Origin of the sequence: Clostridium sp. Ade.TY, from assembly GCF_000498355.1 — a bacterium.
GTDB lineage: Bacteria > Bacillota > Clostridia > Clostridiales > Clostridiaceae > Clostridium.
Map to the genome: position 1 here is coordinate 1 of NZ_AVSV01000009.1, position 13,704 is coordinate 13,704.

Annotated in this window: 14 protein-coding genes; 13 read left to right on the forward strand and 1 reads right to left on the reverse strand. The window is 26.5% G+C overall.

Annotated elements, in window-relative coordinates:
- The first annotated feature begins 101 nt into the window (after positions 1-101).
- From O212_RS0103610 to phnE (O212_RS0103645), 8 genes are all read left to right on the forward strand, one after another.
- Entirely contained in the window at positions 102-527 is a 426-nt protein-coding gene (locus tag O212_RS0103610; RefSeq protein WP_024613794.1) for a flavodoxin, read from the forward strand.
- A gap of 18 nt (positions 528-545) precedes the next feature.
- On the forward strand, positions 546-1,181 hold the full coding sequence (locus tag O212_RS0103615) for a DUF3793 family protein (protein ID WP_024613795.1): 636 nt from the start codon (positions 546-548) through the stop codon (positions 1,179-1,181).
- A gap of 239 nt (positions 1,182-1,420) precedes the next feature.
- Positions 1,421-3,010, forward strand: coding sequence for a ClC family H(+)/Cl(-) exchange transporter (locus O212_RS0103620; protein WP_024613796.1), 1,590 nt, complete (start codon positions 1,421-1,423; stop codon positions 3,008-3,010).
- 101 nt (positions 3,011-3,111) lie between these two features.
- Positions 3,112-3,879: a nuclease-related domain-containing protein gene (locus O212_RS0103625; RefSeq protein ID WP_024613797.1), complete on the forward strand. Its 768-nt coding sequence runs from the start codon at positions 3,112-3,114 to the stop codon at positions 3,877-3,879.
- Positions 3,880-4,175: 296 nt separating this feature from the next.
- Positions 4,176-5,207, forward strand: coding sequence for a PhnD/SsuA/transferrin family substrate-binding protein (locus O212_RS0103630; protein WP_347452291.1), 1,032 nt, complete (start codon positions 4,176-4,178; stop codon positions 5,205-5,207).
- Between the two features lie 76 nt (positions 5,208-5,283).
- Complete coding sequence (gene phnC / locus O212_RS0103635; RefSeq protein WP_024613799.1) at positions 5,284-6,048, forward strand: phosphonate ABC transporter ATP-binding protein; 765 nt, start codon at positions 5,284-5,286, stop codon at positions 6,046-6,048.
- A gap of 1 nt (position 6,049) precedes the next feature.
- The gene (phnE, locus tag O212_RS0103640) at positions 6,050-6,871 is read left to right on the forward strand and encodes a phosphonate ABC transporter, permease protein PhnE (RefSeq protein ID WP_024613800.1); all 822 of its coding nucleotides are present in this window, start codon (positions 6,050-6,052) and stop codon (positions 6,869-6,871) included.
- A 1-nt stretch (position 6,872) separates the two neighbouring features.
- Entirely contained in the window at positions 6,873-7,682 is an 810-nt protein-coding gene (gene phnE, locus O212_RS0103645; protein ID WP_024613801.1) for a phosphonate ABC transporter, permease protein PhnE, read from the forward strand.
- Between the two features lie 19 nt (positions 7,683-7,701).
- Here phnE (O212_RS0103645) and O212_RS0103650 read toward each other — a convergent pair whose 3' ends face one another.
- Complete coding sequence (locus tag O212_RS0103650; RefSeq protein ID WP_035279073.1) at positions 7,702-9,225, reverse strand: bifunctional UDP-sugar hydrolase/5'-nucleotidase; 1,524 nt, start codon at positions 9,223-9,225, stop codon at positions 7,702-7,704.
- A 408-nt stretch (positions 9,226-9,633) separates the two neighbouring features.
- On the opposite strand from O212_RS0103650, the gene O212_RS0103655 reads away from it, so the two are divergent.
- The 5 genes from O212_RS0103655 to O212_RS0103675 all read left to right on the forward strand — a co-directional run bounded on the left by O212_RS0103655 (position 9,634) and on the right by O212_RS0103675 (position 13,687).
- Positions 9,634-11,010, forward strand: a complete 1,377-nt coding sequence (locus O212_RS0103655) for a peptide MFS transporter (protein ID WP_024613803.1) — start codon at positions 9,634-9,636, stop codon at positions 11,008-11,010.
- Positions 11,011-11,164: 154 nt separating this feature from the next.
- Entirely contained in the window at positions 11,165-11,692 is a 528-nt protein-coding gene (locus tag O212_RS0103660; RefSeq protein WP_024613804.1) for an ECF transporter S component, read from the forward strand.
- A 20-nt stretch (positions 11,693-11,712) separates the two neighbouring features.
- A complete protein-coding gene (locus O212_RS0103665; RefSeq protein WP_024613805.1) occupies positions 11,713-12,537 on the forward strand; it encodes a pyridoxamine kinase in 825 nt (274 codons plus the stop codon).
- A 126-nt stretch (positions 12,538-12,663) separates the two neighbouring features.
- Positions 12,664-13,044: a hypothetical protein gene (locus O212_RS0103670; protein WP_024613806.1), complete on the forward strand. Its 381-nt coding sequence runs from the start codon at positions 12,664-12,666 to the stop codon at positions 13,042-13,044.
- 61 nt (positions 13,045-13,105) lie between these two features.
- Positions 13,106-13,687, forward strand: a complete 582-nt coding sequence (locus tag O212_RS0103675; protein ID WP_024613807.1) for a hypothetical protein — start codon at positions 13,106-13,108, stop codon at positions 13,685-13,687.
- Positions 13,688-13,704: the final 17 nt, after the last annotated feature.

The window sequence follows — 13,704 nt, forward strand, 5'->3', positions numbered from 1 at the left end:
AGTGATTTTTTATTTTTATAAAAGTTTCTATTGACAAACAGACTAATAAAATAATAAAATATCATTAAATAATGATAATCAATATCAATTAGGAGGTAAGTATGAAATTAAATATAATTTATTGGTCAGGAACAGGTAATACAGAGGAAATGGCAAAGCTTATTGCAGAAGGAGCAAGAGAGTCAGGTGCAACTGTTGAGATTAAAACAGTTGATAAGGCAAAAATAGAGGATGTTAAAGATTGTGATTTACTTGTTTTAGGATCACCTTCAATGGGAGCAGAAGTTATAGAAGAATGCGAAATGGAACCATTTGTACAGTCAATAGAAGGAGAAGTATCAGGTAAGAAAATGATTTTATTTGGATCTTATGGATGGGGAAATGGAGAATTTATGACAGATTGGGAAGAAAGAATGGAAAATTTAGGAGCTGAGCTTTTAGATAGAGAAGTTATAGTTAGAGAGTTTCCAGAAGGTAATGATAGAGATAAATTAATAGAAATTGGAAGAAAAGTAGTTAAAATGTAAGTAAAGGGAGAGTTGAAGATGGGAAGTAAAGTTAAACTGTTTATGGATAAGTTAAATAATGTTAGTGATATAGAATATTTCGATAAATATATGTTATTTTTATTAGCACCAGTAGTAAGTGGCTTTAAGCCATCTTCAACTGTAACTTTAAAAAAGAAAAGTAAAGAATATTTAGTTTGGATAAATTATAAAAAAGCTTTTATGAAAAAGATAGATTTAGATTATATTGTATTAAGAGAAGATGAAAATGCAATTATATTACTTGTATATTCAAAACAAAGTTTAGAAAAAGTAATAAACTCAAAAAAAGTAAAAAAGTTTTTAGTTAAATTAGGATACACAATTAATTTGAATTTTAATATTTCTGATATATTAGATGTTTTAGTTTATAGGTATGAAAAGATTCATTGTCCTCATGAATTAGGAATCTTTTTAGGAATACCGTTAGATGATGTCATTGATTTTATGGAATGTAAGGAGAAGAAATGTTTAATATGTGGGTATTGGAAAGTTTTTAATGATTTTGATAATGCAATAGAAATATTCAATAATTATAATAAATCGAAAGAAGTTGTTTTAGATTGTGGAATATTAGAGATACAATCAAATAAAATAATAGATATGCTTAAAAATAAGATTGAAATAGCAATATAAATTAAAGAGAGATTTATTTAAATCTCTCTTTATATTTTAATTTACAAAAAGTTTAATTATAAAAATAGAAATCGAAAGTATTTTAAAGATATTTAAAGAAAGAGATATAAAGTTTAGTTTAATTAAATTAAATAGGATAAAATGATTGTAAGTATTAATTTAAAAGGTTAATGTAATTTTCTATTATTCAAAATAAAATATATAATTAAAAGTAGACTGCATTTAAGGGGGAATTATTAATGAAAAAGAACAAAGATGGAGTAGAAGAAATTTTTCCCCATAGAAATAATTTGAAAATTAGATTAATATGGGAAGCGGCACTTATTGGATTAATTACAGGATTAGTAATTGTTGCAAATAGAGTGTTAGTTGAAAAATTATCTCCATTACTAATTAAATTTTATGTTTATGCAAAGGGAAATCCGCTAGATATACTTTTAGTTTTTGTAATATTAGGAGCTATGGGATTTATTGTTGGATGTTTAGTAAAGAAAGATCCAATGATATCAGGTAGTGGTATACCCCAAGTTGAAGGCATACTTATGAAAAGGCTTGAAGCTAATTGGCTAAGAGTTTTAGTTTTTAAATTTATTGGTGGAACAATGGCTTTAGTTGCTGGGTTATCAGTAGGACGTGAAGGTCCATCAGTTCAAATGGGGGCATCAATAGGGCAAGGTTTCTCAAAGGTATGTAAAAGAATAAATATAGAAGATAAATTTCTAATAACAAGTGGTGCAAGTGCTGGTCTTGCAGGTGCATTTAATGCACCTTTATCAGGAGTTGTATTTGCATTAGAAGAAGTACATAAAAACTTTTCTCCATTAGTTTTACTTTCTGCAATGTCAGCATCTATTGCAGCAGATTTTATGTGTAAAAATTTTCTAGGTCTTGAACCAGCCTTAGGATTCTCAAATGTACAAGTATTCCCATTAAAATATTATTGGGCATTAATATTATTAGGTATTATATTAGGGGGTACTGGTGTAATTTTTAGTAAAGGAATACTTAAAACACAAGATATATATGGAAAGTTTAAAAATGTTCCAGTTCAAGTAAAAGTAATGGTACCATTTATTTGTGCAGGAATAGTTGGTCTTACAGCACCACTTCTTTTAGGTGGTGGACATATACTTATAATGAGCCTTGTAAATGGAGGTTTTACTATTTGGGTATTACTTGTATTTTTAATAGTTAAATACCTATTTACATTTGTAAGCTTTGGATCAAACTCACCTGGTGGTATCTTTTTCCCACTATTAGTATTAGGAGCTATCGTTGGTAATATATTTGGAATACTTGTTTGTAAAGCAACAAATATACCAACAGTATATATAATTAATTTTATAATACTTGCTATGGCTGGACATTTTGCATCAATTGTTAAAGCTCCAATAACAGGAATTGTTTTAATAACAGAAATGTCAGGTTCATTTGAACATTTATTGGCACTTACTGTAGTTGTAATTGCTGCATATGTTACATCAGATGTATTAAAATCAGAGCCAATATATGAAAGTCTTTTAGAAAGAAGACTTAAAAAGTGTGGTAATTTAGATTGTGATAGTGAAGAATGTAAGCCATATGTTAAGAAAACTTTATTAGAAGTCTCTGTATTTATGGGAAGTAAGGTTGAGGGAAAACTAATAAAAGATATAGAATGGCCAAAGAAATGTTTACTAGTTGCTATAAAAAGAGGAGGAAAGGAAATTATACCAAAAGGTAATACAAAGATTCTTTCAGGAGACTTTTTAGTTGTTTTAGTAGATGATGATGAGAGAGCGGCATTGTCATTAGAAAAACTTCAAGATTTAGCATCTCATGTTCAATAAATAAAAATATATATGATTTATATAAAAATATTAACTTTAGTATATACTAATAAGAGCTAGAAATATTTCTAGCTCTTAATTTATATAATGAGGTGAAATTGATGGCTATATTAGTAGATATGAATAATCTTAAAGAAGAAAATAAAAAGCTAAATTTTAATAAATTTTCAATAGTAATTATATTTATAATAGGTATATTTATAGTTAAGTTGTTATTTGAAGTAATAAGTAGTTTTTTTGATATGTATAAAGTTTTAGGTTCATATTATGATCTTATAGTAATTTTAATAGCATTAGTTTTAACATATGTATATTCAAAGAGAAAATATTTAAAAAAGGAATATATGACAAAAGGATTTATTGATTTAAGTAAAAAGAAAAATGAAAGTATTAAAGTAGAGCCTTCTGTACTAAAGAGACTTGGAAGTAAAAGTTACATAGTAAATAATGCTAAAGTATCCTTAAGAGGCGGAATAAATTATATAGATACTATATGTATAAATGAGAATGGAGTTTTTATTATATATGATAGAAAAGATAAAGGAGTTATAACAGGAGATTATTCTAGTAGTAAGTGGGAAGTTGAAAATAATTTTGAAGTTAAAAAAATAAATAATCCTAAAGATATTATAGAAAATCAAATTAAAAAATTAGATAAATATATAAAAGATTTAGGTTATAAGATTGAAGTTAAGGGGATAGTTTATTATTCAGAGTATACAGAATTAAATATAAAAGGTTTTAGTGATAATATAAAATTTTTTAATACAAATAAAGATGAGGAATTAATAAATTTTGTAGAAAAAAATAGAGGAAAATATAAAATAAGTTTTCAAGAGATTTTGGATATAATATCAAAAATAAAATAGGTTTGAAATATAAATTTAAAAATTACAAGTAGAGTTGATGTTTATTAACTTTATTTGTAATTTTTTTATTTAATATAAATTAAATGAAAAATGATAATATAAAACTCTTAAATATGACATTATATAAAAATTAAAACGATAAAAATGTTAATAGATGATTAAAAATGACATAATATTTAACAAAAAGTATAAAAAGTTTAAAAAAAATTAACTAAATTAAGTGCTTTTATGATATACTAAACTCGAATTTAAAATTAAATCAAACACAAGAATATTTTGGGGAGGATATACATTTTATGAAGATGAAAAAGATAGTGTCGTTAATGGGAGCTTTAGTCCTTGGAGCATCTATGCTTGCAGGTTGTGGAAGTTCAAGTGATACTTCAAAATTACCAGAGGAGCTAGTTGTACAATTTGTTCCATCAAGAGAACCAGGAGAAATATTAGAAGCAACAAAGCCACTTTCAGGAATGCTTAAAGAAAAATTAAGTGAAAAAGGATATGACTTTAATAATGTAAAAATAGAGGTTGGTACAAGCTTTGAAGTAGTTGGAGAAGGATTAACTTCAGGAACTGCTCATGTTGGATTTATACCAGGAAGTACATATGTATTATATGATGATGGGGCTGAAGCAATACTTACAGCAACAAGAGATGGATTAAATCATGATTCAGATAATGCTAAAGATTGGAATAAGGAACCAACAAAAGCTTCAGATAAGCAAGCAGTAAGTTATAGAGCATTAATAATAGCTGGTCCATCAGAAAAGGGACAAGAGTTAGCTAAAAAGATAAATAATGGTGAAAAGTTAACAACTGAAGATTTAAAAACAGCTAAATGGGGAGTGCCAGCAAGTACGACTTCACCAGCTGGATATGTATATCCATCATTATGGTTAAAAGATAATTATGGAATGAATGGATTAGGAGAATTACCAAATGTAGTTCCAACAGATTCATATACAAGTGCTATGGCAAGGCTTGCTTCAGGACAGTTAGATATAATAACTACTTATGCAGATGCAAGAAGAGACAATGAAGATAGATGGAAATCTGAAATGGGTGGAAAAGATATATGGAAAGATACAGCTGTAATTGGTGTAACTCCGGCTATATATAACGATACAATATCAGTATCAAAAAATGCAGATTTTATAGATGATAACTTTAAGAAAGCTCTTCAAGAATCATTTATTGAAATTGCAGGAACTAAAGAAGGTAAAGAAATAATTTCAGTATATAGCCACAATGGTTATGAAATAGCAGAAGATAAAAATTATGACAAAGAGCGTGAAGCACAAGAATTAATAAAGTCAATGAATAAGTAATACAAAAGTAAAATTATAAAAAGCTCATGTCAAAATGGCATGAGCTTTTATTTAAAATTAATTGGAGGAATTAAGATTGATTAAATTTACAAATGTTAATAAAGTGTACCCAAATGGATATAAAGCATTAAAAAATATTAATCTTGAAATTAAACAAGGTGAGTTTGTTGCAATAATAGGTTTATCAGGAGCTGGTAAGTCAACTTTACTTAGAACTATAAATAAAATGCATGATATAACAGATGGTGAACTTATAGTTGATAATCAAAATGTAAAAAGTCTTAGAGGAAAAGATTTACGTTCTTTTAGAAGAAAAATAGGAATGGTGTTTCAATCATTTAATTTAATAACTAGAACTACTGTAATTAGAAATGTATTAACATCAAGAGTTCCTGATATGCCTCTTTGGAAAGCTTTTTTAGGAATATTTTCAAAGAAAGATAAAGTTATAGCTTTAGAAGCATTGGATAAGGTTGGGATATTGGATAAAGCTTATGTTAGGGCAGATCAATTATCTGGTGGACAGCAGCAGAGAGTTGCTCTTGCAAGAACTTTAGCACAAAAGCCAGAAATTATATTGGCAGATGAGCCTGTTGCAGCTTTAGATCCAGTAACGGCAAAGGAAGTTATGGATGATTTTAAAAGAATAAATAAAGATATGAGTATATCAATATTAATAAATATACATCATGTAGATTTAGCACTTAAATACGCAGATAGAGTAGTTGGGATTAAAGCTGGAGAAATAATATATGATTGTCCTTCAACTGATGTAACACCAGATGTTTTAAAAGAAATATATGGTCGTGATGTAACAAAAGATGAAATGATGGGTGAGTAATATGGCAGGTGTTAAAAATATATTAAAAGGAAAGAGTATTACATTATCAAATGGTAAAGAAGTAAAAGAGCCAAGATCAATGATGCCTTTTATTATAATTGCTATAGTAATAGCTGTTTTGATATCGGCTAAGGTTACTGATTTTTCATTTGAAACTATTATAAAAAGAGGAGATCAATTTTTTGCAATATTAAAAGATATGATACCTCCAGACTTTAGTTATGCAAGTACTATATGGAAACCACTTTTAGATACAATAAAGATGTCTATATTAGGATCAATTTTAGGATGTATAGTAGCAGTCCCTTTTGCTATTCTTTCATCTACTAATATAAATCATAATAAATTAATACTTTGGGTTGTAAGATTTTTTTCAAGTATAATAAGAACTTTACCTACACTTATTATAGCTTTAATTGCAACATACATATTTGATTTAGGTACATTTGCAGGAACTATAGCTATAGCTGTATTTACATTTGGAATAGTTGCAAAAATGTTATATGAAAAAATAGAAACTGTTGATATGGGACCTTTTGAGGCTATGGAAGCTGTTGGTGCTACAAAGCTTAAAGCATTTTTAGGATCTGTTCTTCCACAAATATTGCCAAGTTATTTTTCAATTTGTTTGTATAGTTTTGAAATAAATGTACGTTATGCTGCAATATTAGGTTATGTTGGAGCTGGGGGTATAGGCTTAATACTTAATGAGAAAATTGGTTGGAGAGAATATAATAGGGTAGGTATGATTTTACTTATGTTATTTATAACTGTAATATCAATAGAATACTTAAGTAAATACATAAGGAGGAAATTAGGTTAGTATGAAAGAAAAAATAGCAAAACAATTATCAAAAGAGCCAAGACTTTGGATTGTAAAAACTTTATCTGTAGCAATAGTACTAGCTTTAATTCTTTGGTCAACAGGATCTATTGAATTTACAGGGGTTCAAAAAGGTGGACTAGATGTAGCTAAAAATATATTTACTGGTATATTAACACCTAATACAAAATTGTTATTTAATTTTACAGAAACTGGGGTTTTATATCTTATATTTGAAACTGCATGTATAGCATTACTTGGTACTTTAATTGGTGCTGTAATATCTGTACCATTTGCATTTCTTTGCGCAAGTAATATTGTACCAAAATGGGTTAGCGCTATAGGAACATTTATAGTTGCTGGCATTAGAACATTCCCAGCATTTGTTTATGGACTTATGTTTATTAAAGTTGCTGGACCTGGACCATTTACTGGAGTTTTAACACTATCAGTTGCATCAATTGGAATGGTTACAAAACTTTATATAGAAGCCATTGAAGATTTAGATAAAAGTATATTAGAATCGTTAGATGCTGCTGGATGTTCAACATTACAAAAAATTAGATATGGTATATTACCACAACTTTCTACTAACTTTATTTCAACTGCTATATATAGATATGAAATAAATGTAAAAGATGCAACTATATTAGGAATAGTTGGGGCTGGTGGAATAGGTGCTCCTCTTGTATTTGCAATGAATTCATATAAGTGGGGTGAAGTTGGTGCTATACTTCTTGGATTAATAATATTTGTATTAATAGTTGAATATTATTCAGGAAAAATAAGAACTAAATTAGCTAGAGGTTAATGAAAAAAAGGACTGGAAATCAGTCCTTTATTTTTTTTATATTTATATATTTAGTTTTATCTACAACAACATTTTTGTGTTTTGTAAAATAATCTATAATTATTTCAGTCATTTCAGTTTGGATGTCTTTTTCAATAGGGCAATCTTTAAAAAATTCATACCCACCTGTACCACTAGCTCTGTAGTTATTCATAACAAGTTTAAATGTATCAGTATCCTTAATATCTTTTCCTTTAAACTTAATATTAGATACTCTATCTAAACCTTCTTTAGATAAATCAAATTCATATTCTATGTTACTAAAATAATCATAATTATAATGTTCAACTTTTGGTTCTAAAAATAAATTGGATACTTTGATTTTATTATTTTCAATAGCAAAATATTGAGAACATCTAAATAATGCTTTTTTTAGTATTTCAGAAGTAATATTTAAAACTACAAGAGTATTAGGGTACACATAAGTTGATACAATATCTCTAACAGTTACTGATTTATTAAAGCCTTTTATTACATTAGCAAAAGATGTACAGGAAATATCAGCATTACTTTTTTCTAATTGTACTTGATTTATAAAATTAGCTAAATTAGATCCTTCTAGAGCCATTTTTATATGACTTTCTGGATTTAATGGACAATCTAAAAAGCCAACAGGAGTATCTAGCCATTTTTGCACATCATTTTCAATATTTAAAAGTTCATTATACATTTTTTTGTTAGGATTTATCTTAGGGATTATTAAATTTGAATTGATAGATTTTATAACATTATCTTCAATTTCAGCATTTAACTCAATATACTTACTTCCATTTTGAGGAGTTTGAACTATATAAGTATTAAAAAGGTTAAAGCCTTCTATTTCCATATGTTGATGACCGGTAAGTAGTATATCAAAATTCAAATATTTTGCTATTTTATAAGCAATATTTTCAGATGTACTACTAAGTGATCTTCCGGATTTTATATCATTTTCAAAACCACCATGATAAACGCCTATTAAAATATCCACTTTATTTTTTAATTCATCATGATATTTTTTTACATTTTCAAAAGTATCATTAATTTCAAAATTAGTTAAGTTTTCTTTTTGCTCCCAAACATTAATATAATCAGTTGTAAAGCCTATTAATCCAATTTTAAGACCATTTCCTAATGTTTTAATACTATAAGGTTTTATGTTTATTTGATTTGTTTTATCTACTACATTTGCACAAATACAGGTTGCATCTAGATTATTAATATAACTTTTTAAATAATTATATCCATAGTTAAAATCATGATTACCTAAAGTTACAAAATCATATTTACCTTCATTCATTATTTTGGCTATAGGATGAAAGGAAAAGTTTGTTTTTGATAAATATGTAGTAAAAGGAGAGCCTTGAATTGTGTCTCCAGAATCTATTATTAGAGTGTTTTCATCTTTATCATAAGAATTTATAATATTTAATAAACCAATATTTTTTAAATCCTTATTAGTATAGTCTGTTGGATAAATATATCCATGTAAATCAGACGTAAAATAAATTTTTAAGTTTTTCATAATATCAACACCTCAAGAAAATTATAGCAGAAAATAAACATAGTGTTAACAAAATATTAATAAAAAAAGAACAAGAATAATAAAAATGAATTTTACTATATAAAAACTTGCAAGTGTATTACTCAAAAAATCAAATGTACTGTATGGGAATACAATAAAAAAATTAAAGGTTTAATAAAGAAAATTTAAAAAAATGGGATTTTATTATTAAATTAATAAAAAAATACTTGATTAAATGAATGGTTTTTTATAAAAAGTTAATTAGATTAAATAGAATGGCGAAAATGACTTGAATTCATTTGTTATAAATGTTATAATTTTATCATAAATTAAAGAAAGTTTTAAAAAACAAGTTGCAAAATTTGAAGTAAAAATTAAAGCAGAAGATAAATGAAAAGGGGAATTTTTATGACAACATTAGATGTACCTGCTACAAAAAGTAGATTAAAACATCCAGCAGGTCTTTACTTATTATTCCTAACTGAAATGTGGGAAAGATTTAGTTATTATGGATTAAGAGCTTTATTAATGCTGTACTTAACAGTAAGTTTAGTTCAAGGTGGTTTAGGTTTTACTGTATCACAAGGAGCGTTAATATATGCAGTTTATACAGGATTTACATATTTTACACCAATACTTGGTGGATGGATTGCAGATGAGTTTTTAGGACAAAAGAAAGCTGTAGTTATTGGGGCAACAATACTAGCTTTAGGAAATTTAGCCTTATTTGCAAATAATACTAGAATAGGACTTTATGTTGGTTTAGCATTATTAATTATAGGTAATGGATTTTTTAAACCAAATATATCAACAATAGTTGGACAATTATATGATCAAGATGATAAACGTAAAGATTCAGCATTTACAATATTTTATATGGGTATAAATGTTGGATCATTAATAGCACCATTAATATGTGGATTTTTAGCAGAAGACATGTTTGCAGTAACAGGTGCAAATGGGCAAATAATGTCATATGGATTTAAATATGGTTTCTTAGCAGCAGCAATAGGTATGGTAATTGGTGAAATTATATTTATAGCATTTTCACCTAAGTATTTAGCAAAAGTTGGAGGAAAGCCAGAAAGAAAAGAAAAAGTTAAAGATGTTAAAGTAAATAATGAACCTTTAACAAAACAAGAAAAAAGAAGAATAGCAGCAATATTAATACTTGCTACTTTTGTTATATTCTTTTGGACTGGATTTGAACAAGCTGGAAGTTCTTTAACAATGTTTGCTCAAAAGTTAACTAATAGAGAAATTTTTGGTATGACAGTACCAGTTGCATGGTTCCAATCAATAAACCCTGTATTTGTACTTATACTTTCACCTATACTTGCAAAATTATGGTTTAAGTTAGCAAGTAGACCAAAAGGTGATTTACCAGTACCAGTAAAAATGGCAGCAGGTTTATTAATATTAGCAGTAGGATTTTTATTAATGGTATTAGCAGTTATATCAATAGGTGGAGCAGAAAATCCAGTTGCTAAAGCTAGTATGTTCTGGCTTGTAGGAACATATTTCTGTAATACAGTTGGAGAGTTATGTTTATCACCAATTGGATTATCAATGGTATCAAAACTTGCACCAATTAAATATGCTTCATTATTAATGGGAATATGGCTTGCAGCTTCAGGTGTTGCTAATCTTTTAGCAGGAGTTGTAGCATCAAGAATAGAATCTTTAGGACCTCTTGAAATATTCGCAGGAATATCTGGAGTATGTGCAATACTAGGCTTAGTATTATTAATATTTAGTAAGAAAATTGAAAAATTAATGGAATAAATTTAAAATTATAAGGGCTGTTTTTACAGCCCTATTTTTATTTTCTTCTATTTAACATGAATATTTTATTATAATGTATCGATACATTTGACAGTGTATGCAATTAAAGAATAATATAGGATAAGATTAAAAAATAAATAGGGGGAAAATAAAAATGAAAAAAATGAACACTAGAAAACTTGTTATGTTATCAATGTTTTCAGCTTTAGTATTTTTAGGAACTTATATTCATATTGAAATTCCAATAGGAGCTGGGATGTCAATGATACATTTAGGAACAACAGTTATATTTATAGTTTCAGTTTTAATTGGAGAAAAAGCCTTTATTCCAGCAGCTATTGGGAGTGCACTTATGGATGCATTAAATCCAGCCTTTGTGCTTTGGACAATCCCAACTTTTATAATTAAAGGATTAACAGGATATGTTGCTGGTAAGATTTGTTTTATGAATGGAAAAGAAGGAAGAAGCGTAGGACAAAATATAGTTGGATTTTTACTTGGAGGAATTGTATCTTTAGTTGGATATTTTATTTTTAATTGGGTAATATTTAAAGGATGGCAAGGTGCTGTAACATCACTTTTAACATCAATAACAACAACTGCTATAGGAATTGTTATTGCTATACCATTATCAATGGCAGTAAAATCAGCTAGTAAAGTATTTATAAAGCAAATGAATTAATTGAAATGGAGAGATACAATTTGAAAAAGCCTATAGATAGAGCTTTAGTTATACACAGTTTATGTTCTGTTGGTAAAGCGTCTATTACAAATATATTACCTATAATGAGTATAAGAGGTATAGAAGTTTGTCCAGTACCAACTGTAGTATTATCAAGTCATACAGGTGGTTTTAAAAATATAGGAAAAATTAGTAGTGAAAATTTTATTACTGAATCATTGCATAGTATGGAGAAAAACAAAATAAATTTTGATTTAACTTTAATAGGATATTTAGGTAATAAAGAAAATATAGAACAAACAGAAATATATTTAAGAGAAAATAAAAAAGGATTAGTTATATTAGATACTATATTTGGAGATAATAATAATCTTTATAGTGGATTTACTAATGAATATATAGATAAACTAAAGTCAATTTTAAAATATAGCAATGTAATTACACCAAATTTTACAGAAGCATTATATTTAACAGGAAGAAATAAAGATAACCTTTTAAATTTTAAAGAAGAAGATATAAAAGATATTTTAGAAGATTTAAGAAGAATTGGAGCTAAAAATATTGTTATAACATCAGTTCCGTGTGGAGAAAAAATAGGAATAGCTATTTTAGAAGATGATGAAATAACTATTTTAAAACATGAAAAGTTAGAAAAATCTTATCCAGGAACAGGGGATATATTTACAGCTGTTTTATGTACAGAATTATTAAAGAAAAATAGTTTAAAAGATTCTGTTTATAATTCATCTAACTTTGTAAAAGGGTGCATAGAGTATAGTATGAAATATGATTATAAAGTTAAAGAAGGAATTTTATTAGAAAAGCAACTTTATAAGTTATTATAATTTAAAAAAGATATACAAGTTTTTTGTATATCTTTTTTTATGTATTTATTAAAAGATTGCAATATAGATAAGAAAATTGGTATGATAATTATAATGGGAAATATTAAGGTAATAGGAGAGTTTATTATGAAGGAATTAAATAAATGGATTGTAGGATATATGTTACCTATTATAGGTATTGTTATGCTATTTATGTATATAGTTACTTTTAAAAATAAATTAAGTGTTATATTTTGGAGTATATTTATTATTGATAGAGTAATTGCATTTCTTTTTGATGGTAAATTTGAAAGTTGTATAGATAGTATAGATAGCTTATCAAATGAAACAAATGCTAATAGTACGATGTCATTAAGTAAAGGGACAATTTCTTTAATTGGATATGGAGGAATAGGGGTAATTGTTTTAGCATATATTTTATTTATATATACAAGATTATTTGTAATTTTGATGTTAGGCGAAATAATGGATATTACTATTAAAAAAATATTAGTTTCAATTAATTAAATTTGGAGGTGCTATTATAAAGAGAATAGCTATATTATTTTTATCTATTATTGTAATCGTTATGATAATCACTGGATGTAATTTTAAATTTAATAACTTAGGTAAAAAAGAATTTGACGTAGGAATATATAATGAAGAACTTACGGAACGTGAAAAATTATTTTTATCAATTGGAAATGATAAAAGTATAGTATTTAAGTATAATTTAAAAGATCAATTTAATAAAATAATAATATGGAGTGAAAAATATAAAAAAGGTAATTTAATTTTAAATGATATAGGAAGAACAGAAGTTTTAATAAATGATAGTGGATTAGTTGTAATAACACTTTCAGATCCAATTACAAGTGATACTGATAAATGTATAGCTAATATATTTATCGGAAATGAAATTGAATATTCTAAAACTAAGTTTCCATATAGGATAGAAGAAAATAGTTTAAGTGATATTATGAAAGTTTTTTCAGTAAATAGCTTTAAGGATAATAGCATAAAAGATGAAAATATTTTAGGTTATATTGGCTATTCTAAAGGAGACGTTATTGAAACTATTTCAGAAGAATTTTATAAAAATAATGATATAAGTTTGTTAAAAGATTATGATTCAGCTTATATCATTAAATGTAAATTTGTTAAAGAATAATATAAGCACTATTACTT

Excerpts from the sequence above, each read along its gene's own strand:
- phnE (WP_024613800.1), top strand. The coding sequence starts at position 6,050 with ATGGCAGGTGTTAAAAATATATTAAAAGGAAAGAGTATTACATTATCA.
- O212_RS0103615 (WP_024613795.1), top strand. The coding sequence starts at position 546 with ATGGGAAGTAAAGTTAAACTGTTTATGGATAAGTTAAATAATGTTAGT.
- O212_RS0103620 (WP_024613796.1), top strand. The coding sequence starts at position 1,421 with ATGAAAAAGAACAAAGATGGAGTAGAAGAAATTTTTCCCCATAGAAAT.
- O212_RS0103630 (WP_347452291.1), top strand. The coding sequence starts at position 4,176 with ATGAAGATGAAAAAGATAGTGTCGTTAATGGGAGCTTTAGTCCTTGGA.
- O212_RS0103650 (WP_035279073.1), bottom strand. The coding sequence starts at position 9,225 with ATGAAAAACTTAAAAATTTATTTTACGTCTGATTTACATGGATATATT.
- phnE (WP_024613801.1), top strand. The coding sequence starts at position 6,873 with ATGAAAGAAAAAATAGCAAAACAATTATCAAAAGAGCCAAGACTTTGG.
- O212_RS0103655 (WP_024613803.1), top strand. The coding sequence starts at position 9,634 with ATGACAACATTAGATGTACCTGCTACAAAAAGTAGATTAAAACATCCA.
- O212_RS0103625 (WP_024613797.1), top strand. The coding sequence starts at position 3,112 with ATGGCTATATTAGTAGATATGAATAATCTTAAAGAAGAAAATAAAAAG.
- O212_RS0103660 (WP_024613804.1), top strand. The coding sequence starts at position 11,165 with ATGAAAAAAATGAACACTAGAAAACTTGTTATGTTATCAATGTTTTCA.
- O212_RS0103675 (WP_024613807.1), top strand. The coding sequence starts at position 13,106 with ATGATAATCACTGGATGTAATTTTAAATTTAATAACTTAGGTAAAAAA.
- O212_RS0103610 (WP_024613794.1), top strand. The coding sequence starts at position 102 with ATGAAATTAAATATAATTTATTGGTCAGGAACAGGTAATACAGAGGAA.
- O212_RS0103670 (WP_024613806.1), top strand. The coding sequence starts at position 12,664 with ATGAAGGAATTAAATAAATGGATTGTAGGATATATGTTACCTATTATA.